This is a genomic window from Idiomarina abyssalis, from assembly GCF_019797805.1.
In the GTDB taxonomy this organism is placed as follows: Bacteria; Pseudomonadota; Gammaproteobacteria; order Enterobacterales; family Alteromonadaceae; genus Idiomarina; species Idiomarina abyssalis.
Window position 1 is genome coordinate 663,491 of the sequence record NZ_CP081832.1, and the last position, 25,553, is coordinate 689,043.

Annotated in this window: 11 protein-coding genes, 2 tRNA genes and 2 rRNA genes; all 15 read left to right on the forward strand. The window is 46.2% G+C overall.

Going from position 1 to position 25,553, the window contains the following annotated elements; translation table 11 throughout:
- The first annotated feature begins 51 nt into the window (after positions 1-51).
- The 15 genes from K5X84_RS03115 to K5X84_RS03185 all read left to right on the forward strand — a co-directional run bounded on the left by K5X84_RS03115 (position 52) and on the right by K5X84_RS03185 (position 25,539).
- Positions 52-128: transfer RNA gene (locus K5X84_RS03115), tRNA-Ile, on the forward strand.
- A 249-nt stretch (positions 129-377) separates the two neighbouring features.
- Positions 378-453, forward strand: a tRNA-Ala gene (locus tag K5X84_RS03120).
- Positions 454-676: 223 nt separating this feature from the next.
- Positions 677-3,564: ribosomal RNA gene (locus K5X84_RS03125) — 23S ribosomal RNA — on the forward strand.
- 118 nt (positions 3,565-3,682) lie between these two features.
- Positions 3,683-3,798, forward strand: a 5S ribosomal RNA gene (rrf, locus tag K5X84_RS03130).
- A gap of 169 nt (positions 3,799-3,967) precedes the next feature.
- Complete coding sequence (locus K5X84_RS03135) at positions 3,968-4,234, forward strand: DUF4212 domain-containing protein (RefSeq protein ID WP_054491183.1); 267 nt, start codon at positions 3,968-3,970, stop codon at positions 4,232-4,234.
- Positions 4,235-4,240: 6 nt separating this feature from the next.
- Complete coding sequence (locus tag K5X84_RS03140; protein ID WP_199494990.1) at positions 4,241-5,956, forward strand: sodium:solute symporter family protein; 1,716 nt, start codon at positions 4,241-4,243, stop codon at positions 5,954-5,956.
- 108 nt (positions 5,957-6,064) lie between these two features.
- Complete coding sequence (locus K5X84_RS03145; protein WP_222236643.1) at positions 6,065-7,897, forward strand: DUF294 nucleotidyltransferase-like domain-containing protein; 1,833 nt, start codon at positions 6,065-6,067, stop codon at positions 7,895-7,897.
- 2 nt (positions 7,898-7,899) lie between these two features.
- Positions 7,900-8,550: a 3'-5' exonuclease gene (locus K5X84_RS03150; protein ID WP_222236644.1), complete on the forward strand. Its 651-nt coding sequence runs from the start codon at positions 7,900-7,902 to the stop codon at positions 8,548-8,550.
- 134 nt (positions 8,551-8,684) lie between these two features.
- Entirely contained in the window at positions 8,685-11,654 is a 2,970-nt protein-coding gene (locus K5X84_RS03155) for a TonB-dependent receptor (protein WP_222236645.1), read from the forward strand.
- 94 nt (positions 11,655-11,748) lie between these two features.
- Positions 11,749-13,179 carry a tetratricopeptide repeat-containing sulfotransferase family protein gene (locus tag K5X84_RS03160; RefSeq protein ID WP_244994833.1) on the forward strand — a complete coding sequence of 477 codons (1,431 nt, stop codon included), beginning with the start codon at positions 11,749-11,751 and terminating at the stop codon, positions 13,177-13,179.
- Positions 13,180-13,459: 280 nt separating this feature from the next.
- Complete coding sequence (locus tag K5X84_RS03165) at positions 13,460-16,201, forward strand: TonB-dependent receptor plug domain-containing protein (protein ID WP_054491187.1); 2,742 nt, start codon at positions 13,460-13,462, stop codon at positions 16,199-16,201.
- A 113-nt stretch (positions 16,202-16,314) separates the two neighbouring features.
- Positions 16,315-17,226 carry an SAM-dependent methyltransferase gene (locus tag K5X84_RS03170; protein WP_222236647.1) on the forward strand — a complete coding sequence of 304 codons (912 nt, stop codon included), beginning with the start codon at positions 16,315-16,317 and terminating at the stop codon, positions 17,224-17,226.
- 170 nt (positions 17,227-17,396) lie between these two features.
- Positions 17,397-20,255, forward strand: coding sequence for a TonB-dependent receptor domain-containing protein (locus K5X84_RS03175; RefSeq protein WP_222236648.1), 2,859 nt, complete (start codon positions 17,397-17,399; stop codon positions 20,253-20,255).
- Positions 20,256-20,406: 151 nt separating this feature from the next.
- Positions 20,407-22,215, forward strand: a complete 1,809-nt coding sequence (locus K5X84_RS03180) for a tetratricopeptide repeat protein (RefSeq protein WP_222236649.1) — start codon at positions 20,407-20,409, stop codon at positions 22,213-22,215.
- 336 nt (positions 22,216-22,551) lie between these two features.
- The gene (locus K5X84_RS03185) at positions 22,552-25,539 is read left to right on the forward strand and encodes a TonB-dependent receptor domain-containing protein (protein WP_222236650.1); all 2,988 of its coding nucleotides are present in this window, start codon (positions 22,552-22,554) and stop codon (positions 25,537-25,539) included.
- Positions 25,540-25,553 lie beyond the last annotated feature (14 nt).

Consider the following 25,553-nt stretch of genomic DNA (forward strand, 5'->3'; position numbering starts at 1 on the left):
AAGTGAGTGTCCACACAGTTTGCAGGCTTGATATGAAAAGAGAAGAAAACTGGGTCTGTAGCTCAGCTGGTTAGAGCGCACCCCTGATAAGGGTGAGGTCGGCAGTTCAAGTCTGCCCAGACCCACCATTTCTGCGCGATGGCTGCGTTGGAAACCTCGTCGTGTACTGATGTACACTTCCTCGGCTTCCGCCTTGCCCTCGCTTGAAATTCCCTTATTGGGTTTAGCGATTCAAGCTCGCGATGTTAAGCGCAGCGAGAACGCTTCAGAGCAAGGCGCAAGCCGATATGAGTGAAGGAGCGTACGTTGGTACGTGACTGAGCGAATGAGGTGCAGTAACGCGGCGCTGGAGTGTTATCGCAAAGCCACGCACCAAAGGGGCCATAGCTCAGCTGGGAGAGCGCCTGCCTTGCACGCAGGAGGTCAGCGGTTCGATCCCGCTTGGCTCCACCATTTCTTCTCTTCGTAACCGTTAGCGTTAAGTGTTCTTGCAAAAGAATGTTTACCGGTAACTTAGTGTTACGTGCTCTTTAACAACATGAAAAGCTGATTGTAATATTAAAAGTAAGAAATGCCACTCTACTTGAACAAACTGATTTGGTAGAGGCGTATCGAACTTGTGTACAGCGAGAACAAACAATCTTGGTCACGTATGCCAGACACCTTCGGGTTGTATGGTTAAGTGACTAAGCGTACACGGTGGATGCCTAGGCAGTTGGAGGCGATGAAGGACGTACTAACTTGCGATAAGCCATGATAAGCCAGTAAGAGGCATTTGAGTCATGGATTTCCGAATGGGGAAACCCACTCTGTTTACAGAGTATCCGGCACTGAATCAATAGGTGCCAGGAAGCGAACCCGGAGAACTGAAACATCTAAGTACCCGGAGGAAAAGAAATCAACCGAGATTTCCCCAGTAGCGGCGAGCGAACGGGAAGCAGCCCTTAAGCTTAACTTGTGCTAGCAGAATCCGATGGGAAGCGGAGCCACAGACGGTGAGAGCCCGGTATGTGACGGCACAGGATAAGTGAAATCGAGTAGGTCGGGACACGTGATATCCTGACTGAACATGGGGGGACCATCCTCCAAGGCTAAATACTCCCAACTGACCGATAGTGAACCAGTACCGTGAGGGAAAGGCGAAAAGAACCCCGGCGAGGGGAGTGAAACAGAACCTGAAACCGTGTACGTACAAGCAGTAGGAGCGGACTTGTTCCGTGACTGCGTACCTTTTGTATAATGGGTCAGCGACTTATATTCTGTAGCAAGGTTAACCGTATAGGGAAGCCGTAGGGAAACCGAGTCTTAACTGGGCGTTGAGTTGCAGGGTATAGACCCGAAACCGGGCGATCTAACCATGAGCAGGTTGAAGATTGAGTAACATCAATTGGAGGACCGAACCCACTAATGTTGAAAAATTAGGGGATGACTTGTGGCTAGGAGTGAAAGGCTAATCAAGCCCGGAGATAGCTGGTTCTCCCCGAAATCTATTTAGGTAGAGCCTCGGACGAATACCATTGGGGGTAGAGCACTGTTTGGGCTAGGGGGTCATCCCGACTTACCAACCCCATGCAAACTCCGAATACCAATGAGTACTATCCGGGAGACACACGGCGGGTGCTAACGTCCGTCGTGAAGAGGGAAACAACCCAGACCGCCAGCTAAGGTCCCGAAGTTATGGCTCAGTGGGAAACGATGTGGGAAGGCAGAGACAGCTAGGAGGTTGGCTTAGAAGCAGCCACCCTTTAAAGAAAGCGTAATAGCTCACTAGTCGAGTCGGCCTGCGCGGAAGATGTAACGGGGCTAAGCCATACACCGAAGCTGCGGCTGCATACTATGTATGCGGGGTAGGGGAGCGTTCTGTAAGTGGGTGAAGGTGTGTTGAGAAGCACGCTGGACATATCAGAAGTGCGAATGCTGACATGAGTAACGATAATGGGAGTGAAAAACTCCCACGCCGGAAGACCAAGGTTTCCTATCCCATGCTAATCAGGGTAGGGTAAGTCGGCCCCTAAGGCGAGGCGGAAACGCGTAGTCGATGGAAAACAGGTTAATATTCCTGTACCGATGTTCATTGCGATGGGGGGACGGAGAAGGCTAGGTGAGCCGGGCGTTGGTAGTCCCGGTGAAAGTGCGTAGGCTGAGGACTTAGGTAAATCCGGGTCCTTAAGGCCGAGACACGAGACGAGCACCCACGGGTGCGAAGTCATTGATGCCATGCTTCCGGGAAAAGCCTCTAAGCTTCAGATGAACATTGACCGTACCCCAAACCGACACAGGTGGTCAGGTAGAGAATACTAAGGCGCTTGAGAGAACTCGGGTGAAGGAACTAGGCAAAATAGTACCGTAACTTCGGGAGAAGGTACGCCACTGGCGGTGATTGACTTCGCGTCATGAGCTGTTGGTGGTCGCAGTGACCAGGTGGCTGGGACTGTTTATTAAAAACACAGCACTGTGCTAACACGAAAGTGGACGTATACGGTGTGACACCTGCCCGGTGCCGGAAGGTTAATTGATGGGGTTAGTTTTCGGACGAAGCTCTTGATCGAAGCCCCGGTAAACGGCGGCCGTAACTATAACGGTCCTAAGGTAGCGAAATTCCTTGTCGGGTAAGTTCCGACCTGCACGAATGGTGTAACCATGGCCACGCTGTCTCCACCCGAGACTCAGTGAAATTGAAATCGCAGTGAAGATGCTGTGTACCCGCGGCTAGACGGAAAGACCCCGTGAACCTTTACTACAGCTTGGCACTGAACATTGAACCTACATGTGTAGGATAGGTGGGAGGCTTAGAAGCATTGGCGCTAGTTGATGTGGAGCCATCCTTGAAATACCACCCTTGTATGTTTGATGTTCTAACATTGGCCCCTTATCGGGGTTGTGGACAGTGCCTGGTGGGTAGTTTGACTGGGGCGGTCTCCTCCCAAAGAGTAACGGAGGAGCACGAAGGTTGGCTAAGTACGGTCGGACATCGTACGGTTAGTGCAATGGCAGAAGCCAGCTTAACTGCGAGACAGACACGTCGAGCAGATACGAAAGTAGGTCATAGTGATCCGGTGGTTCTGAATGGAAGGGCCATCGCTCAACGGATAAAAGGTACTCCGGGGATAACAGGCTGATACCGCCCAAGAGTTCATATCGACGGCGGTGTTTGGCACCTCGATGTCGGCTCATCACATCCTGGGGCTGAAGTCGGTCCCAAGGGTATGGCTGTTCGCCATTTAAAGTGGTACGCGAGCTGGGTTTAGAACGTCGTGAGACAGTTCGGTCCCTATCTGCCGTGGGCGTTTGAGAGTTGAGAGGAGCTGCTCCTAGTACGAGAGGACCGGAGTGGACGAACCGCTGGTGTTCGGGTTGTCATGCCAATGGCACTGCCCGGTAGCTACGTTCGGAATCGATAACCGCTGAAAGCATCTAAGCGGGAAGCGAGCCTCGAGATAAGCTCTCACTAGCACTTAGAGTGCTCTGAAGGGTCGTTGAAGACGACAACGTTGATAGGCGGGGTGTGGAAGCGTAGTAATGCGTTGAGCTAACCCGTACTAATTGCCCGTGAGACTTAACCATACAACACCCAAGGTGTTTGGGACGTTACGCACAAGCGAGCGACTTTACCGAATTAGAGCAAATAGAGTGGCTTTTACTTAAAAAAGCAGTCAGTTTTTACATGTTGTGACAGTTTATGTCTGGCGGCCATAGCGGTGTGGCACCACCTGAATCCTTTCCGAACTCAGAAGTGAAACACACCAGCGCCGATGGTAGTGTGGGGTCTCCCCATGCGAGAGTAGGTCACCGCCAGACTATTAATAAAACAGCCCTCAGCTTACGCTGGGGGCTTTTTTTATGTCCGTCACAAAATACCTCGCTTCAGCAGCGGCTACGACCAAAGTCCAATTTCCCCTATTAACAATCCCACTTACATTTGTTAGCGACCCAAAAACAATAATGTTGAACAACTGGAGGGGACGTTATGGCATTCGAAAGCGAATCTCATGCCAAAGCGTATTGGAAAGAAAACCTCAGCTTGATGCTCAAGCTGTTAGTTGTATGGTTTATCGTTTCCTATGGCTTTGGAATTATACTGGTGGACGTGCTTAACGAAATTACTTTCTTTGGCTTTAAGCTGGGATTTTGGTTTGCACAGCAAGGCTCCATTCTGACTTTCATCGTGCTCATCTTCATTTATGTGAAGGGCATGGCCGCGTTAGATAACAAATATAATGTACACGAGGACTAAGGCGCTATGGATATTCAAACGCTCACCTTTATAATCGTCGGCCTGACCTTCGCGCTATACATTGGTATCGCAATTTGGTCACGTGCTGGCTCAACGAATGACTTTTATGTAGCAAGCGGTGGTGTTAACCCGGTAATGAACGGGATGGCCACAGCTGCTGACTGGATGTCAGCTGCTTCTTTTATCTCAATGGCGGGTATCGTAGCCTTCGCTGGTTATGATGGTTCTGTTTACCTAATGGGCTGGACAGGTGGTTATGTCTTATTGGCCATGTGCCTTGCTCCTTACCTACGCAAGTTTGGCAAATTCACTGTGCCGGACTTCATTGGCGACCGCTACTATTCACAAACCGCTCGTACTATCGCAGTAATCTGCGCTATCTTGATCTGCTTTACTTACATTGCAGGACAAATGCGTGGTGTCGGTGTTGTATTCTCCCGCTTTCTGGAAGTGGATATTGCAACGGGTGTTATTATTGGCGCAATCATCGTTTTCTTCTACACCGTACTCGGTGGTATGAAGGGAATCACGTACACACAGGTTGCACAATACGTTGTACTGATGTTTGCTTATGTTGTACCTGCTGTATTCATCTCACTATTAATGACGGACCATTTCTTGCCCCAAACTGGCTTTGGCGCAACCATAGCTCAAGACGTTCCGGGCGGAGGAAGTTACCTGCTTGACCGGCTCGATGGACTGTCTCAGGAACTTGGTTTTGCCGCATATACAGAAGGTATGCGTAGTAAAGTCGATGTGTTTTTCATCACAGCTGCATTAATGGTTGGTACTGCTGGTTTGCCTCACGTTATCGTGCGCTTCTTCACCGTACCTAAGGTACGCGATGCGCGTCGCTCTGCGTTCTGGGCTCTGACCTTTATTTCTGTGGTTTACTTAACAGCGCCTGCTATTGCTGCGTTTGCCAAGGTCAACATGTTCAATACTATCAACGGTCCTGAATTAACGGGTGTTGAATATGAAAACGCACCAAGCTGGATTAAAAACTGGGAAAAAACCGGTCTGATCACTTGGGAAGATAAGAACGATGACGGCAAAATGTTCTATTCAGGTGATGAGCGCAATGAAATGACTATTGACCGTGACATCATGGTTTTAGCTAACCCTGAGATTGCTGATTTGCCAGCCTGGGTCGTTGCACTTGTAGCTGCCGGTGGGGTAGCCGCTGCGCTCTCTACATCTGCAGGCTTGCTATTGGTTATTTCGACGTCAGTTTCGCATGACTTATTGAAACGAAATTTGGCACCGAATATCACGGATAGACAGGAGCTTTTCTACGCCCGACTCGCAGCTGCGGTCGCGATAATTATCTCGGTTTACTTCGGTATCTATCCGCCCGGCTTCGTGGCGCAGGTGGTAGCCTTCGCGTTCGGCTTAGCCGCAGCGAGCTTCTTCCCTGCGATCATCATGGGCGTATTCCATAAGCGTATGAACCGTGCAGGTGCAGTAGCAGGTATGGTTGTCGGTATACTGTTTACCTTCTGCTACATTGTTTACTTCAAGTTCGTCGCTCCGGAGTTAAATACTCAGGAAAACTGGTTATTCGGTATCTCACCGGAGGGCATTGGTACTTTAGGTATGATAATCAACTTTGTTGTTGCGGTTGTTGTGCATAAATTTACTGGTGACGCCCCGGAAGATATTCAGGAGCTGGTTGAGTCTATTCGTTATCCGAAAGGATCGGGTGAAGCTCAGTCTCACTAATGAATAACATAATACAGTTAAAGCCCAGCCCGAGTGCTGGGCTTTTTATTGACTAAGTTGTGTTAATACACAAAACTGAAATCAGCTTTTCCACATTGAGGTCAGCTCATGGAAGTAAATGTATTTCTAAAAGATTGCCCTCCATTTGATACGTTATCTGAAGAGCAGAGAAGTTGGGCGGTATCTCAATTGCAGTCCGTTTATATGAATGAAGAAAACTGCAATGAAATTATGAAAGACATGCGGCCTGCACTTTTTATAGTGCGCTCGGGAGTCTTTGATTTGCGAGGCGCCGATGGGCGGTTAATTGAGCGCCTGGAAAATGGCGATCTCTTCGGCTATCCGTCGTTGTTATCGGGTCGAGAAGTAGTAAATAAACTTAAAACAATAGAAGATGGCATTGTTTACGTTTTGCCTCAGTCTGCCTTCGATCGTCTTCGTAATGTGTCGAAACCCTTCGAACAGTACTTCATTCGCGCGCATGGACAACGCTTGCTAACAGAACAAAAAAGCGACGAAAATGACGAGCTTGACTGGAGTGAGCAAACCGTTGGTAGTGTCGTAACAATGCCCCCTGTTAGCTTGACTAGTGACACCTCTGTACAGGAAGCGGCAAAACTGATGTCCAGCAACGGTATATCCTCTGTACTGGTTGTAGATGATACCCAGCTTGTGGGAATTTTGACGGACAGAGATCTTAGAAACCGCGTTGTGGCAGAAGGGTTACCGCTTGACGTTAGAGTTGCCGCAGTAATGACGCAATTACCTGAATCTGTTTATGAGAACCGCTCATTAATGGATGCGCTGACTACAATGACTTCCAGCAACATTCACCATCTGCCTGTGGTTAACGATCAAAACCAACCTGTAGGCATGGTGACCGCTACCGACCTAATCCGCCAGCAACGCAGTGATCCGGTGTTTCTCATCAGCGCTATTCGTAAAGCCGCTAGCAAAGAGCAGTTAGTAGAAGAGGCTAGAAAGCTTCCGGACTATCTGCAAACCTTTGCCAGCCGGGTAAAACAAACCTCAATACTGGGTCGCCTTATGGCGTCCGTTACCGACGGTATGACACGCCAGCTTATACAGTTGTACGAACAAGAGAATGGCGCTGCACCGGCTGCATACAGTTGGCTCGCATTTGGCTCGCAAGGAAGGGAAGACCAAACGTTAAGCTCGGACCAGGACAATGGCCTGTTATTGAGTAACGGTTTAACCGATAAGCAAAAGGACTGGTTTGCCGGTTTGGGGGAGTATGTTTGTGAGGGACTCAATGAATGCGGTATCCCCTCATGCCCGGGCAATATTATGGCATCTAACCCTGATTGTCGCGGCACAATAGATGAGTGGAAAAAGCGTTTCACTAACTGGATAGAAAGTCCGACACCTAAGGCTTTGATGTACTGCCAGATATTTTTTGACAGTCGTCCGGTGGTGGGGCCCGGTAAGTTTTACCAAGAGTATCGTAAGCAAATAGCTGATTTAGCCAGGAATGAAATGTTTTTAGGAAACTTAGCGATTTTAGTCAATAAGATAAGTGTTCCGCTTGGGCTTTTTAATCGGTTGCGTACAGAGGACACGGATGATGGCGACACCATTGATATCAAGCGCTACGGGATTGCACTTATTAATGATATTGCCCGCATTTATTCTCTGCAGGCAGGGCTGACATCGCCGAGTACGCCCGCTCGACTAGCAGCTTTAAAAGGGAGTAAGCTGCTAAACCGACGCGATAACCAGTCGCTGCTGGAAGCCTGGGAATTTCTGACTCAACTGAGGTTGAATCATCAGCTAAAAGTTTGGGGAACAGATAAACCCAAAAACGCAATAGACCCGGATGAGTTAAGTACCTTATCAAGGCGCCAACTGAAAACCGCATTTAAGATAATTAAAGAAGCCCAACAGGGCGTAGGCTTAAAATTCAGTCGCCAGGGTTATTAGTTATGGCGCAATGGTTAGAGAAACTTGCTCATTGGTATGACCGCCGGCAAAAGCTAAAACGACCCTGGCAAGAGTTGCGGTATGTTGCGCTGGATATCGAAAGTACCGGGCTGGATCCAAAAAAGCATCAAATATTGTCGATTGCGTGGATGACCATACATCCGCCAGTAATGCATTACGGCAATGCTCAATACCATGTTTTTGCTCACGGACAGGAGCTTGAACTAGGTCAAAGCCCGACTATCCACGGTTTAACCCAGCAAGACTTTCTGCATAGCTCGGAGCCCAGGCAAACGTTCGGTATGTTAAGCCGGGCTTTGAATGATGCCGTATTAGTTTGCCACCACAAAGGCATGGACTGGCGGTTTTTGAAGCATATTGAGGCGGAGTACGGCACACTTTTTAAACCGCTGGCAGTTTTCGACACTTTAGCTTTTGAAAAAAACAAACTTGAGCGGAATCCTCAGCAACCTATTCAAGGTGGCCAACTAACGCTGAGTGCGTGTCGAAAGCGTTATAACTTACCTGACTATCATGCTCATCACGCACTAACAGATACCCTCGCTTGTGCAGAGCTTTTTTTGGCGCAGTGTTACTCAAATGAGAACTCTAATAGGCCAGCAACCTCTTTATTAAAAAGAGCGGCTAATTAGGTATTTTAGATGTATTTAAAAACATGATACCGTGGGAATGTTACAAGGTGTTACAAAGTTTAATAAGATGTTTCACTGCGTAATATTGTAACTTTTGGAGATAATAAGTCTTAAAAACTCAGGGAAATACAATCATGAAAAATTCAATATTCAAAGTGAGTGTTGCAGCATCAGCTGTGGCTTTGACTTTAGGCAGCGCCGCCCCGGCTCTTGCTGATGAGTCGAAGGGGTTTCTGCTTGGTAGTGCAGAAAACCAGGCTGGAGATGCAATTAATGATGTCCAAATTACCATAACGAATTTAGAAACAGGACTAACTCGTACCGTTACTACCAATGAAAACGGTAACTACCGCTTTCCTTTACTACCTCCCGGACAGTACTCTTTAAAAGCAACGAAGTCGGGTTACGGAGTGTTGGAAGAAGAAATGCTGCGTGTGCAAGTCGGTGGTCGTACCAATATCGATTTGACACTTGTTACTCAAGAACAAATGGAAACAATCCAGGTAACAGGCTCGGCTATTTCTTCTATTGACACTACATCGTCTGAATCTGAGCTCGTTATTGGCCAGGACTTTTTGAGCAAGGTTCCTGTCCCTCGTGATCTTTCTTCAGTTGCTTTACTGGCACCGGGCACAACTCGAGGCGATTCAGATTTTGGTAATTTGGCCTCTTTCGGCGGAGCTTCGGTGGGCGAGAACGTATATTATGTGAATGGGCTGAACGTGACGAACTTCCGTAATGGACTTGGTGGTTCTGAGTTACCATTCGAAATGTACGAAACGTTTGAAGTAAAAACAGGTGGCTACTCGGCTGAATATGGACGCTCTACGGGTGGTGTCATAAACGCTACCACGAAATCCGGTTCGAATGAATTTAAAGCCGGAGCAAGTGCTTATTTTGAGCCATCTTCACTGCGTTCTGATAAACCAGATGTGATCCTGACTGAAGAGGATCAATTAGCACGCAACGGTAGCCCTTACTATCAGCTAAACAGCAAAGATGAGATTGGTGAGAATAACTATAACGTTTGGGCAAGTGGTGCTCTGGTTGAAGATAAACTTTTCTTTTTTGGCTTAGTTAACTTCAAAGATCGTGTTAGTGACTACGCGACCGCCGGACAGTCTTACGAAAGAGATGCATCAGACGTTTTATTTGCTGGTAAATTAGACTGGTATATTACCCAAAACCATATTATTGAGTTTACGGGTTGGGATAACTCGAGCGAACTGGAATCCAGTAAGTACGCTTACAATGCCGAGCAAGACGAGCAGGGCGAATTGTATGGTGATTATGTATTAGACCGCGGCGGGAAGTCTTATGCGGCTCAATACACGGGTATTTTAACCGATGACTTAACGCTAAGTGTTTTATACGGCGTTAACGAAGCTACTTATACAAACCGTAACGCCAGCTCGGATACTGTTGCTATTTATGCAGACGGTTACTCTGGTCAGTTTACAAACTTTGGTTTAGCAACGCCTTCTGTTCAGGAAGATAAACGTACAGCTTATCGTGTTGATATCGATTGGTATGTCCACCCGGATCATACGATTCGTGCCGGTATTGACTATGAAGATATGGAAGCCTACGAAAAAACTGAGCGTGCTGGCGGTGTAGCTTACACTTACTATGGTTGTGACTCTTCAGGCTTCTCTGACGGTGATCTTGTCGGATGTACTTTGGTTGATGAAAATATTTACAGCAACGAAGGTAGCTTCGAGACTAAATCGAACGCATTTTACGTTCAGGATACCTGGTACGTAACAAACGACGTTGTTGCCCGCATTGGACTGCGTAATGAGACATTTGAGAACTACAACAAAGCCGGTGAAAAGTTTGTTGATGTTTCTGATCAGTGGGCACCTCGCGTTGGTCTAAGCTGGGATATCAATGGTAATGGTGAGAGCAAGTTATTTGCTAACTATGGTCGTTACTTCTTGCCTGTAGCAACTAATACAAACGTTCGCCTTGCCGGTGACGAGTACTATGTTGTAAGCACCTATGAAGTTGCCGATATCAACGATGATAATACCCCTGTTTTTGGTGACTTAGATGGCCGTTCTGTCTATGCTGACGGTACTCTGAAAGGCACTGGTGAAACAGTTAACGCTGATCTTGACCCTATGTACCAAGATGAATACATCCTGGGCTATGAAACCATGGTTTCTGAAAATTGGTCAGTAGGTGTTAAAGGTACGTATCGTGAGCTCGGCAGTTCGCTGGAAGATGTGGCGATCGATGCTGGCTTTAACGAGTACCTGCAGGATGAGTTTGGTTCAGCTTGTACTATGTGTGCCAGTGGCTTTCACTATTATGTTCTTACCAACCCCGGTAATGACGTGACTATCACTACCGATCCCGATGGTGAGTCTGGTCCACTGGAAAATCAACAGTATACAATTCCGGGAAGCTACTTAGGCTACCCTGAATCTGAGCGTAAGTACGCAGCTGTTGATGTGACTGTTAAACGTCAATTTGATGATAAATGGATGTTTGACGGTAGTTACACTTGGTCTCATAGTTGGGGAAATAACGAAGGTTTTGTTCGTTCAGATAATGGGCAAGATGATGCTGGACTGACAACGAACTTTGACCAACCAGGATTAACAGATGGTTCTTATGGTAACTTGCCAAATGACCGTCGTCATATGGTTAAGTTGCGCGGCTCATATGCACTTACAGATGCATTCAGCCTGGGAGCTAACTTTAGCTGGGAATCTGGTCGTCCGGTTAATGCCTTCGGTTATCACCCTACGGACACTTATGCTTCGCTGTACGGTGCTGAGTCTTTTGTTAAGGATGGCGAAATAGCGCCACGAGGTTCACAAGGTCGTACAGATAGCCAGTGGCGTTTAGACTTGACTGCTCGTTATAACATGATGATCGGTGATACGGATGTAACCTTCCGTGCAGATGTCTTCAATGTGTTTAACAATGACACTGCAACTGAGGTTAATGAAGTATCAGAACGTTTCGCAGGTTATGAAGCGGTTGATTATGACTACGGTCTTATTGCCCGAGGCCAGGAAAATGAGCTTTACGGCTTGCCAACTAACTTCCAGACTCCACGCTATGTGCGTTTGAGTGCAGAAGTTAAGTTCTAAAGTAAAGCAATAGAACTGGAACGTTCAAGCCGGGAACTCTCTGATTCCCGGCTTTTTTGTCTGTCATTTATAATAGGGGAACACTGTGGAAGTTATGGCGGTTTTGTCGGATATTCAGGAGTCGATGAAAGCTCGACGGAGAACCGAAGCGGTTGAAAAAATTCGGCATGCAATAGAAAAGAAATCTCCTCTTAAAACGCATTGGTTAATGTTAGCCAAAATGAGTTTAGGGTTGCGGGAAGTTACTTTAGCCACTGAGTGTGTCGATATCATGCGACAACAGACGCAAAGAACAGTAACCACCGATATTCAGCGGGCGGGGATATATGCAGAAGCGGGATACCTTCAGAGGGCACTGGCAACAGCGGAACCGTTAACTCTCCAGCAACCTGATAACCCCTCAATAATGCACCTATGTGGCACTGCCCGGGCACAATTGGGAGACTTTTCGCTAGCAGACCGGTATCTGCGAAAGGTTGTCGGGTTAGCTCCCCATCTAGGAATTAGTTGGTTAACTTTAGCGTCTTTTACTGATTTCTCAGAAGATATTGAGCTGTTTCAAGAGTTGCTGGATGTTGCTGATAAATATTCGGAAGATGATCCTATTAACTGGATGCATTATCACTACGCTCTAGGAAAAGCGTTAACCGACAGAGATCGTTTAGAAGACGCGGTTAAGGCCTACGAAAAAGGGGCTAAATTAATGGCTCAACAGTCTAAGTATAAGGCTGCATTTGATAAACGGTTTGTTACCGACTTACAAACTTATTTTAGCAAGCAGGGAATGAAGGCAGTACCTGAGTCTCGGGTTAAATATAACCGGGCGATTGCAATTCTTGGTTTACCAAGAAGCGGAACCACGCTTTTGGGCCAGATATTAAGTAATCATAGTGCAGTAGTCGGTGCCGGAGAAACGGGGGCGTTTGGACAAGCTTGTGCTCATTTATCGCCACAGGACACCATGAACTTCCCTGCATTTATGGGCCGCCACGGTGACGCTCAGGCAGGGATAGACATGATAACCGAAACTTACCAGGCACTTACCGACGTTCGTTATCCGGACTCAGGTTACGTTGTCGATAAAAGTCTTAACTTGAATCGGTTGTTTGGTATTTGGGCGAAAGCGGTGCCACAAGGCAAAGCAATTTATATAAGGCGCAAACCTGAGCATATAGCATGGTCTTGTTACAAAACCGCGTTTCGTGGAGGTGCTGACTGGAGCTGGTCTAAAGAGTCGATTCAAACGTACATAGAGAACGAAATAAGTCTCCTGACTCACTGGGAGAAATGTTTCCCTGATCGCATATTAACCATAAGTTATGAGGATCTTGTAACAAAAACGAACAACGTTATGAATAGAGTGTATGAGCATATTGGACTGGAACCTGAAAAGTCTTCATATTCGCCTAAAGGAAGTCGCAATCCCGTTTTGACGTCCAGCCTGGGTCAGGTTAGTGCAGATGTTAATGATGAAAGCATCAAACGTGCGAAAGCGGCAGAACCTATTTTTAATACTGTATTTTAAAGCCTTTACAATCCTGAAACACCTGTTAAACATACTGAAACTATTGTTAATTTTTTTAATAAAAGAGGTTCAATAATAATCTATTAGGCTATTTTTTAGGCGAACGATTCCTGGGGTTAAAGAAAAGAACTGAACTCCTATTGAAATGAAATCCCTGCGGCGTTAAAAGGTTGTAACCGAAAACACGATGCACCTTCCAAAAACGATAAGTGCGTCGTCGGTTTCATGTTGCTTTCGCCAATCAAGCAACTAAAAAATAATGTTCCAGGGAGTAATTTCAATGAACAATAGTACTTTTCGTAAAAGCTTAACGGCTGCAGCTATTGCAACCACATTAGGCTTTCCGGCACTAGTTGCTGCGCAAGAAGCAGGAGCTAACGATGTCGAGCGTATTCAGGTAACGGGTTCGCGTATTAAACGCACCGACACTGAAACAGCAAGTCCAATCACAGTTTTTGATTCAGAAGCAATCGAAAACTCAGGCTTCACCAGCATGGAAAAGTTCATCCATAACATTCCTTCCATGAATGGTGGTTACAACGGCTCAAATACAAACAATGGCTCTGTTGGTTATGCTTCAGCTAACTTACGTGGTCTGGGTTCAGCTCGTACGCTGATCTTGATCAACGGCCGTCGTTACGCTTCAGGTGATTTAAACTCAATCCCGATGGCTTACATTGAGCGTGTTGAAGTATTACGTGACGGCGCATCAACCATTTATGGTTCTGATGCTATCGCCGGTGTAATCAACTTTATCACCAAGAAAGATTTTGAAGGTGCGGAGTTCTCAGCTCAGTACGACTTAACCGGTGAAGGCGACGGCGAAACGACTAAAGTTTCAGGTGTTATCGGCGCTACCAGCGACAAAGGCAACGTAACTTTAGCGCTTGAGTACCAAAACCGTAACCCTATCTGGCAGGGCGACCGCGACTTTTCTCGTTACCCTCTGAGTGAGTCAGGTGGCGAAATTGTACGTGGTGGTTCTTCAACTATTCCTTACGGTAACTGGTCTGCAGCTGATGAAGACTCTCAGTATAACTCAGGCAACGCAGGTACAAGCTTTGTCGTAGACCCTAACACTGGCGAAATTCGTCCGTATGATGGTCAGCAAGACGCTTACAACTTTGCTCCTGCAAGCTACATGGTAACTCCGCAGGACATCTTCTCAATTAATGCGTCTGCAAACTACGAGCTAACTCGTGACCTTTCAGCATTTATGGAAGGTGGTTTCACTAACCGTCAGTCTGACCAGCTAATGGCTGCAGAAGGTACTTTCTGGGGACCAACAGTTGCTGGCGATCATCCTGACAACCCAATTGGTGAAGACCTATACATCTACCGTCGTCTGGCCGAAACTGGCGGACGTTCATTTACTCAGGATTTCTCTGACTACCGCATGGTATTCGGACTGGAAGGTTACCTGGATAACGGTTGGTCATGGGACATCTCATACAACTACGCACGCTATGTTGACAGCCGCGTAGAGTATGGTCGTTCAAACCCAGAGCGTATCGGTAACTTGTTAGATCCAACACTGTGTGACGCAGATGAAGAGTGCCCAGGCCTGTGGAACCCGTTCCAGGAAGGTACCTTCACGCAAGAATTCCAGGACTACGCAACAATTCCTAACTCGCCAGTTGATCGTGCGACGACAAAACAGTTAATGGCTAACTTAACTGGTGACACTGGTTCATTTGGCTTACCTGCAGGTCCAATTTCATGGGCTGTCGGCGTTGAGAAACGTTGGGAAGAATATCAGAACCAGCCAGACGGTGGCGCAATCTTAGGCCAAATCTACAGCGTTGCAGCAGAGCCAACTGAAGGTTCTTACGACGTTCAGGAAGCTTACATGGAAATTAATGCTCCATTGTTAGCTGGTATGCCTGGCGTAGAGCGTCTTGACCTGTCTGCGGCAGTGCGTCGTTCTGATTACGACTTCCTTGATGCACAAACGACCACTAAATTCGGTTTAGAATACGTACCAACTACAGGTACATTGGTTCGTGCAACCTTTGCTGAAGGCTTCCGCGCTCCAGGTATCGGTGACTTGTATTCACCACAAGTTGAGTCAAACATCAGCTACACAGATCCATGTATCGACTACGGTACAGGTAGCCAGAGCCAGACAGTTAAAGACAACTGTGCATCAGAAGGCTTACCAGGCGACTTCAGCCTGGACAACAACCAGTCTTCAACATTGGTTGGTGGTAACCCGGATCTGAAACCTGAAACCTCTGAAAGCTTCACTTTAGGTGTTGTTTATCAACCAGAGTTCATCGAAAACTTCAGCGTTGCAGTTGATTACTACGACATCGAAATTGAAGATGGTTTAGGTGCGCCAAGTACTTCCGCTATCATCTCTGAGTGTTACAACAGTGAAAACTTCTCAGCGAATTCTTGTGACCTGATTTTAGGTCCGGAAGCTGTAGGTCGTCCTGGTTACTCAGGTTCTGAGTTCCGTGACTCTCAAGGTTACATGGCTGGTATTCTTGCCGGTACTGCAAACATCTCAACGTTCACAACTTCAGGTTTTGACTTCGATGTGAAATGGGCAGCTGACCTGGGTGACGGCATGTTCAACCTGCGTGTTGACGGTACTGTACTCGATGAGTACAAATACCTGGCGCAAGAAGGTGCGGAAACTCTTGAGTTGGCTGGAAAATTCGGCGCAGACACCAACTTCGGTGGTCGTGTAGCGGCATTCCCAGAGTTGCGTACAAACCTGACTATGGGTTACCAAATTGGTGACTTCGACTGGAGCTGGATCACTCGCTACCAGGATGGCGTAACTGACATCAACTACGATGTGGATGATCTGTCAAGCGAAGTAGGAAGCTACGTATATCATGACGTACAGATGAACTACTTCTTCAGCGAAACAACCACCTTTACTCTTGGTGCGCGTAACGTGTTTGATAAGCAGCCTCCATACGTTACTAACAATAACGATATGAATACTTTGAACTCTTCTTATGACACTGCTGGTCAATACTGGTATGGTCGTATCAGCATGAAGTTCTAAGGCCTGACAACGTTAGTTGTTTAAAAACCCAGCTTCGGCTGGGTTTTTTTATGGCAGAATAAGAGAGTGTTATTATGATTCGGCTAAGACAAAACTAACAATAAGGGAAGGAAATGACGCAAAGTAATCCGTGGAGTTATTTTTGGCAAAAGGGTGCCAAGGCGAGTTTTTTAGATGACAGCTCACGTTTACCCGCTTACCAAATGCGAAAGTTTTGGTTTGAACGCATGGATGAAAACGACGTGAAACAGCCTATGGTGGACATCGGTACCGGTAATGGCATTGTTGTTCAATGGTTAAACGAGTATGCAAAAGAAAAAAGCAAGAAACTTGATGTGCAGGGCATCGACTCTGCTCAGCTGAACCCACCTGATACTGATCTAAAACTTCAGGGTGATACGCCTTACGAGAGTTTCCAGCTACCTTCAAATAAAAAAGTGGGCACCTTTGTTTCTCACTACGGGCTGGAATACGGCGATATGGCGGAGGGTTTGAAGAACCTTAATGCTCAGCTAAAACGTGGAGGCATGTTAATTGCGCTGGTTCACTCAAAAGAGTCTGTTATTTATAAGAAGAGTGAAGCAATTTATGACTTAATGCCTTCCGTGATTAAGCAACTTAAAAAATCAGTGGTGCCGCTTCAAGAGTCGTTACTGAAGCACGGCCCTAAAAACTTACCGCGTTCTGCTTTGCAGGCACAACAAATACTCAATCAGTTTGTTCGCAAGCATGAGCGCAATCCATCATTTCATGCCGTGAATTTTGTGCCGGCGACTAAGCACCTGTTAAATGCGGCGGCAGAAGGTAAAGACGCAGAGTCGCGCCAGGTTCTTAACGGTTACATGGATTCATTAAATGCACACAAAGCACGAACCAAAACCCTACTGAAAGCAACTGAACAGTTAGGTGATATGGACGAAACTCAAAAGCAGTTTGAGGCTGCAGGCTTTAAAAAGGTTACAGTGCAGCAGGTACAGTTTCCTGAGAGTGGTGTGTTTGGGAATTGTGTCATTGCTTTTAAGTGAATCTCTTTGTTTATAGTGCAGGCCACTTTTTGTGGCCTTGTTAACACTCTTTGCAACAAAGCCAACAAAATTAGAACGAAAAGTTTACAACCCATTAACTTCCTGTTAAATTTTAAGCAGCTTCTATTAAAGAAGCGGCATAATAAAAACGTTCCAGGGAGTTTTTACTCATGAAAAATATGACATTTCGAAAAAGCTTAACGGCTGCAGCAGTTGCTGCGTCTTTAGGCTTTCCTGCATTAGCAGTTGCACAAGACAACCAAAATGACACTGATACGGCTGCAGAAGAAGTAGAGCGTATTCAGGTTACAGGTTCTCGTATTAAACGTACGGACTTAGAAACTGCATCTCCTGTAGAGATGGTTTCTTCTGAAGAAGTTAAAGCATCTGGTTTTACCCGTGTGGAAGACCTGATGGCAACTTTACCGCAGCTAGAAACAGCGACACAGAACTCGTTTGTTGCTAACGGTGCAGCGGGTGTTGCAAACCTTGACTTACGTGGTTTGGGCGCTAACCGTACTTTGGTACTGGTAAACGGTCGTCGTTTACAGCCAGGTGGTGTTTATTCACAGGCTGCTGACGTTAACCAAATCCCAACCGCTCTTATCGAGCGTGTTGAAGTATTAACCGGTGGTGGTTCTTCTACTTACGGTTCTGATGCTGTTGCCGGTGTTGTTAACTTCGTAATGAAGAAAGACATCGAAGGCTTTGAAGTAACTTTAGGTACTTCAGGCTATCAGCACGATAACAGCAATAGCTACATGCAAGGCTTGATGGATGAAGCTGGTTACGACTATCCAGAAGGCGGTTCTGGCGTTGACGGTAAAACTTATACCGTAGACGTTACAGGCGGCAGCATGTTTGCTGGCGGTAAAGGTAGTGCAAGTTTCTATGCAACTTTCCGTACTAACGAAGAATTGTTGCAGGGTGAGCGCGATTACTCTTCTTGTGCATTGAACGGTGCTGGTACTGCATGTGGTGGTTCTTCAACTGCTCCTGTACCTAACTTCTTCTTCTCGCCAATTGAAGGTGGTTCACCTAACTTTGATGAAGAAGTATTCTGGTCATTGACTGAAGATGGCAGCTTTGCACCATTTACTGACAACTTATATAACTACGCACCAATCAACCACTTCATGCGTCCTAATGACCGTTATACTTTCGGTTCATTCGTAAACTATGAAGCAAACGATAACTTCCGTCCTTATTTAGAAACCAGCTATATGCATGACCGTACTGCTGGTCAGATCGCACAGTCTGGTATTTTCTATCAGAACTTCGCGTTTGACGTAGACAGCGACGTATTCAGCGATGGACAGCGTCAGCAGTTCCGTGACCAGTTCGGCGCAGATACTGATCAGGTTATGGCTTACATTGGTAAGCGTAACGTAGAAGGCGGCCCTCGTATTAACAACCTTGAGCACAACTCATACCGTATCGTTGCTGGTGCAACTGGTGAGCTGAGCGCAATGTGGGAATACGATGTATCATTCCAGTATGGCTCAACTCAGTCATCATCGGTTTACATTAACGATTTCTACGTGCCTCGTATGCCTCAAGTACTGGGTGCAGCAGGCGCAGATGAGTGTGGCGAAGGCTGTATTCCTTATGAAGTTTTCAAATACCAAGGCGTAACTGGCGAAGCAGCAGACGCTCTGGGTGGTACAGCTATCCTGACTGGTTTAACAACGCAGCGTATTGTTAACGCGTTCGTAACTGGTGAAACAGGCTTCAGCATGCCTTCTTCTAACTACAATGTTGCAGCGGTATTTGGTGTTGAAAACCGTGAAGTTGACTTCGAACGTGTTGCCGACGAAGTTTACCAGCAGGGCGCTCTTTCAGGCCAGGGTGGTCCAACTGACAGCTTAATTGGTGGTTACAACGTTTCTGAAGTGTTCACAGAAATCAACGTACCGTTAGTTGAAGACGCTAGCTGGGCAAACAACCTGCAGGTTGACTTAGGCTACCGTTACTCTGACTACAGTTCATCTGGTGGTGAGCCAGCGTACAAACTTGGTTTAGACTGGCAGGTTAACGACGACTACAAAATTCGTGGTACATACAACCGTGCAGTTCGTGCGCCAAACGTTGCAGAACTTTTCGCAACCCAGGGCATAGGTTTGTGGGCAGGTGTTGATCCATGTGCCGGCGACAGCCCTGAGTACACTCAGGAACAGTGTGCAAGCACCGGAATGAGCTCAGGTCAGTACGGAAACGTTGCAGCTAACGCTGCAGGCCAGTACAACGCAATCTTTGGTGGTAACCCAGATTTGGATCCAGAGCTTGCTGACACAGTAACCTTCGGTCTTGTTGGTAACCCAACTGATAACTTCAACTTCTCAATCGACTACTGGAACATTGAGATGGAAGACCGCATTGGTACAATTTCACCAGAACTTATCATCCGTCAGTGTGCGGAAACTGGTGAAGCACAATGGTGTAATGCGATTACCCGTAGCCCATCAGGTGACTTGTGGCGTGGTACAGACGGCTACGTTAGCGCAACCAGCGTTAACCTTGCTGAATCTACCAACACTGGTATCGATACCAACATTAACTACAACACCGAAATTGGTGGCGGTCAGTTAGGTATCAGCTTAACTGGTACGTACTACATGACAAAAGAAACCACAACGGTTCCTGGTCTTGCTGGTACTACAATCGACTGTGCTGGCGTAATCAGCTCAGACTGTTTCCCACAAGCTGAATGGCGTCATTCAATGAACTTCACATACAGTACTGGTGACTGGTGGAGTGTCGGTGCTAAGTGGCGTTACCTTGGTTCAGTTGACTATGATGGATCAACTGACGAGCTAATCGGCGACGGTTTAGGTTCTACTAGCTACATCGATCTGAACGCAAACTTCGACGTTACAGAAAACGTTTCTGTACTGTTGGGTATGAACAACGCGTTAGATAAAGAACCTACCATTGTTGGTGACGTTAACAGCCTGAACGGTAACACTATTGCTGGTTACCACGATGCGCTAGGACGTTATGTATTCGGTAGCGTAACTTTCCGCTTCTAAGAAACTATCGCTTAGGCGAATACAGTTCTTAACAATAAAGGCGACCCTCGGGTCGCCTTTTTACCTTCTGTTTCTCTTGAGTTTATCTACTCACACAAGGAGAAAGTTGTGTTATTGTAAAAACATTGTCAAAAAGTTGTATGTTATTACTATGTCTCAACTCGCCCAACAGTTCCAAAAAGCCGTTAATGCTTTACAGCAAAATGATTTTATTCAAGCTGAAAAAATTGCCAGTCAATTAAACCAGCAAGCCCCTAACCACCCGGATATCCTGCATTTATTGGCTCTTGCAACTAAGCAAAGAGAGCCTGATAAAGCCGCTGACTATTTTGCGCGGAGCTTAAAAGCCAACCCGAAACAACCCAGTGTTTTGTCGAACTATGCAAACTTTTTACAGGGTAGCCAGCAGTTAATGGCGGCAAAGCAGAACTATACTAAAGCTTTGCAAATAAACCCGAAACTGCCTGACGCCTGGTACAACTTGGCATCGCTCCACTATCAGTCGAGAGATTACCTAGCGGCTATAGAAGCGGCGACTAAAGCGCTACAGCAAAAGCCCGACTTCAAAAATGCGGTGATTCTTAAGGCGCGTTCTGAGCTCGACTATAAGTTGTTTGATAAGGCAGAAGAGACACTTGCAAAAGCCCTCCAGAAATGGCCTCAGGAGTCGTCGTTATTGTTTAATCTAGCTTTGGTCTATCGTTACACCGAGCGTACGAAGTCAGCTCGCGAAATTTTAGAACAACTGGGTGGAAAATTTGACGAAGCGCAACGGCAGTTTCAACTAGGTTGTCTTGCTTATGATGACAACGACTTTGAACAGGCGGAACAACTGCTACTGAAAACCATAGGGCTTAAAAACGATTTTGTTCCGGCGCACGAGGCTATTAATAAGCTTTACTGGGAGCACGACCATCAAGATAAGTTTTTGGCCTCCTTTCAGGAGTCGTTAAAAACTCAGCCCGATTCGTTGCCATTAGCTTATGCGTACCTGGCTCACTTACTTCGCTCCCAACAATACGAGCAAGCAGACTCAGAGATAGAAATGTTCCTTAAACGCTTCGGGGATGTGCACAGTTTGCTGCATATGAAGGGTACTCAGTGCTTGCGTAAAGGTGATGTTGAAGAAGCGTCGACTCTGTTTGATAAAGTGTTGGAGCAGCAACCCAGGCATCCACGCTACTTGATTGATAAGGCCAATGTTTTGCTTAGGCAGAAAGCGTACGATAAGGCTTTTCAATTATTGGAGCGTGCCCACGAGAATCAGCCACTTAACCAGGAGATACATGCCTATAAAGGCTTGTGTATGAAGCTGAGCGGTCAAGAGCAAGAGGAGAAATACCTTAATAATTACGATGACTATGTGAAAGTAGGTTATTTACCTGCGCCCGATGGTTATGATTCTTTAGAAGAATTCTGGCCCATTTTAGTTAAGCGGGTTCAGGCGCTTCACAGAACTCAGCACCAGCCGTTAGATCAGTCTGTATGCAAAGGCACGCAAACGGTGGGCTCATTGCTCTCAATGGACGACCCGGTTATTCAGGCTTATAAACAGAGCTTAGAGAAGTTTATTAACGATTACCTCGCACAACTTCCGGATGATAATATGCATCCGGTCACTTCCCGATATAACAGCGGGTACCATTTTAGCGGAAGCTGGTCAGTTAAGTTGTTTAAACAAGGCTTTCATACCAACCATGTTCATCCCGAGGGTTGGCTTTCAATGTGCACATATTTGAGCATTCCTGAGCAAGTAACAGAAGACGACTCTGAACATAAAGGCTGGATCAAATTTGGGCAGACATCGCTCAACTTAGGTGAGCTAGACACTATTGATAAGAGCGTTTGTCCCAAGCCTGGTATGTGTGTGATTTTCCCCAGTTATTGCTGGCATGGCACGATACCCTTTGATACCGACGAAGAGCGGATCACCATCCCCTGTGATATTTTTCCATCTTAAATGAGTGAATTTTATACAACTTACTTGTTTTTATTTTTTCTTATGAAAAAAAGGCTGAAGTGTTATTTCAGTTATTTAAGAATTGATATGATATTTGTCAATAATATCAATAGCTTTATTTCTTAAGAAACCTTGCTATAGGCTTCTAAGCTTGGCCTTTATAGTTTTTGACGTTGTGTCAAATTTACAGTCGAATCTAACTTTTTCTGTTAACAACATGTTGCCATTGTTTTCATTTTGTGGTCTTCTTTACATTCCGCTTTAATAAAAAATTTACTTGCAGCGGCTTTATAAAATTATACAACTAGATAATAAGAAAACTCAGGGAGACTAAACATGACAGAACAGTCATTGTTGGCACGTTCCATCAAAACTATTTTGATGGCAGGTGTAGGTTCGGCATTTTTAGCCGGGCCAGCTTTAGCTCAAGATCAAGAAAATGTTGAGCGTGAAGCTATGCAAGTTGCTGAAGAGCAAAATGCTCAGGAAGAACAACCAGAACGCATCCAGGTTACGGGCTCACGTATCCGTAGTGACGCGTTTGCTAACGAAACTCCTATCGATATTATTTCTGCTGACGAAGCGACAGAACAAGGTTTGGCTACGTTAGGCGATTTATTGCGCACGAGTACGGTTGCTGCTGGCTCAAGTCAGATTACTTCTGCTTTATCAGTCGGTTATGTAACTTCAGGTGGCGCCGGTGCAGAAACCATTTCAATGCGTGGCCTAGGTGCTAACCGTACGTTGGTTCTTTTAAATGGCCGTCGTGCAGGACCTGCCGGTACTCGTGGACAGGTTTCAGCATTTGATATGAACGCGTTGCCAATTTCGGCAATTGAGCGTGTTGAAGTTCTTAAAGATGGTGCATCATCACTTTACGGCTCTGACGCTGTCGCTGGTGTTATCAACATCATTACTAAGAAAGGTGATGATAAGTCAGTTACTGTTGATATCAGCCAACCGATGGAATCAGGTGGTGAGCGTCAACGTATCAATGCGTCAATTGGTGAAACCTTTGACAAAGGCTCTTTCCGCGTTGTTGTGGATTACAACGTACAGCAAGAACTGAAACGTGGCGACCGTGACTTCTATCGTTGCAGTAAGCGCTTCCTTTCTAACCCAGATGGTAGCAGTGCTGACCCGATCGATCCTCGTACAGGTGAAGCCCACTGTAACGATACAGGTTACGGCTTATGGTTAGCTAGTGCCGGTGCATCTAACGTACCAGCCGGTTCTTATGGCTTTTACGATTACGACGGCTTCTTAGGTTCAAACGGTTATGACAGTATCAATGATACTTATACCGGTGCTGGTGACCTTCGTGGTCCAGAAGACTTCTACTTTGTAGGATACAGTAAAGAAACTGACGGTTTATGGGATAAACAACACCCATTTACTGACAAAGAGAGCATGGTTCCTGAAACCAAAACTGCATCTATCTATCTGCAAGGTGATTACAGCCTGACCGATACTATGGTTGCGTATGGCGAATTAATGCACAGCTCGCGTAAGACCGAAACTCAGGGTTACCGTCAATTCTGGACTGGTGATGTTGGCTATCTTCCAATTCAGTCTTTAGCAGGTGACTGGGAAGGTGACGCATTTGCTCTGCCTGTTCACTTGACCGATCATTACGGTTCTGACGTTACTGTTGACTACAGCCGTTTGGTTGCTGGTCTAGAAGGTAGCTTAGGTTTCTGGGATTGGGATATTTCTTACCAGAACAGTTACAACAGCGGTGAATACGGAAACAAAGTTATTTTCCGTGACTCTATGTTAATGGCTCAGATGAATGCCTTAAATGGTACTAGCTGTGACGGCGAAGTGACTGCAATTTCTGGTAAAACTTGTGTTGATGTACCTTGGGGCGACCCTCAGCTAGCTTATGGTAACCCTTCAGACGAAGTTCGTAACTTCTTGTTTGGTTATGAAATGGGTGAAACCATCTATAAGCAGCAAACTTTAGAAGGTTACATCACTGGTGATTTATTCACTTTGCCAGCGGGACCAGTTGGAGCTGCATTCGGTGCGTCTTATCAGCGTGACGAAATCGATGACCAGCCTGGTATTCACAGCTCAACCGGTAACTCTTGGGGCTTATCAAGCGCTAGTCGTACAGCCGGTTCACAGAACTCTCGCGCTATTTTTGGTGAAGTTCGAGTTCCTGTTATTGCTGACGCAGCTTTCGCTCAGTTAGTTGATATTACGGGTTCAGCACGTTGGACTGACGTTTCAACTTACGGCAGTGACACAACCTTTAAATTAGGCCTTAACTGGGAAATTAACGACGACTGGCGTGTTCGCGCGTCGCGCGGTACTTCTTTCCGTTCACCTGCTTTGTTTGAGCTGTATCTTGCCGGACAAACAGGTTTTGGAAGTCAGATGTCTGTTGACCCTTGTTATAACTACGGCGCTCGCTACGACGAAGGTACGGTTTCTGAACAAATTTATCAGAACTGTCAGGCTGATGGCATTCCATTAGACTATGATGGTACTGGTAGTAGTTCAGCAACTCTGATCACTTCTGGTGGTGAAGGTAATCTTGAAGCTGAGACTTCGGTTTCAGAAAGTGTTGGCTTAGTATGGACTAGCCCTGAAAATACTTTTGCTGCATCAATCGATTACTATGACGTTAATATCAGTGGTCAAATCGCTTCATTAGGCGGTTCTTCAATCCTTAATGAGTGCTACACCTCTGAAAACTTCCCGAATGATCCGTTGTGTGACCTGTTCACTCGTAACGACGGTACTGACGGAGACTGGGGTGTTGACGTGGTTAACGGTGGTTACGTAAACATCGCAAGCCAGGGAACTCGTGGTGTTGACTTAAACCTTACATACCAAGATGAGTTTGATTTCGGTCGTCTTCGTGTAAACTTAGAGCACACGAACCAAATCGAGCAACGTTATCAGTTATTCTCTGACAGTGAACCAGATCAGTACATTGGTGAAATCGGTTATCCGAAGCACGTTGGTTTGTTAACAACAACCTTCTCACGTGATGACTGGAGCCTGACCTGGACTGCTCGTTATGTCGATAAAACGAATGACTATGAGTACTATGGCGACACGAATGAAACCACTTACCGTGGCGAACCAGTTACTTTCGTAGCTGAAACACCAACTACTTTCTATCACACGCTGTCAGGTAACATGACATTTGCAGACGCGTTTGATGTAACTGTTGGTATTGCTAACGTATTTGATAAAGAGCCTCCAATGGTATCTCCGTCATACGTTAGAGCGGTAGGTAACGCAACGCTGTATTCGCAGTACGATAATATGGGTCGTCGTGTATTCGCGAGCGTTTCATACAACTTCTAAGTTTTAGCACTCAA

What these genes read in the sequence shown, in the direction of transcription:
- K5X84_RS03135 (WP_054491183.1), top strand. Translation starts at nt 3,968, where the DNA reads ATGGCATTCGAAAGCGAATCTCATGCCAAAGCGTATTGGAAAGAAAAC.
- K5X84_RS03140 (WP_199494990.1), top strand. Translation starts at nt 4,241, where the DNA reads ATGGATATTCAAACGCTCACCTTTATAATCGTCGGCCTGACCTTCGCG.
- K5X84_RS03145 (WP_222236643.1), top strand. Translation starts at nt 6,065, where the DNA reads ATGGAAGTAAATGTATTTCTAAAAGATTGCCCTCCATTTGATACGTTA.
- K5X84_RS03150 (WP_222236644.1), top strand. Translation starts at nt 7,900, where the DNA reads ATGGCGCAATGGTTAGAGAAACTTGCTCATTGGTATGACCGCCGGCAA.
- K5X84_RS03155 (WP_222236645.1), top strand. Translation starts at nt 8,685, where the DNA reads ATGAAAAATTCAATATTCAAAGTGAGTGTTGCAGCATCAGCTGTGGCT.
- K5X84_RS03160 (WP_244994833.1), top strand. Translation starts at nt 11,749, where the DNA reads ATGGCGGTTTTGTCGGATATTCAGGAGTCGATGAAAGCTCGACGGAGA.
- K5X84_RS03165 (WP_054491187.1), top strand. Translation starts at nt 13,460, where the DNA reads ATGAACAATAGTACTTTTCGTAAAAGCTTAACGGCTGCAGCTATTGCA.
- K5X84_RS03170 (WP_222236647.1), top strand. Translation starts at nt 16,315, where the DNA reads ATGACGCAAAGTAATCCGTGGAGTTATTTTTGGCAAAAGGGTGCCAAG.
- K5X84_RS03175 (WP_222236648.1), top strand. Translation starts at nt 17,397, where the DNA reads ATGAAAAATATGACATTTCGAAAAAGCTTAACGGCTGCAGCAGTTGCT.
- K5X84_RS03180 (WP_222236649.1), top strand. Translation starts at nt 20,407, where the DNA reads ATGTCTCAACTCGCCCAACAGTTCCAAAAAGCCGTTAATGCTTTACAG.
- K5X84_RS03185 (WP_222236650.1), top strand. Translation starts at nt 22,552, where the DNA reads ATGACAGAACAGTCATTGTTGGCACGTTCCATCAAAACTATTTTGATG.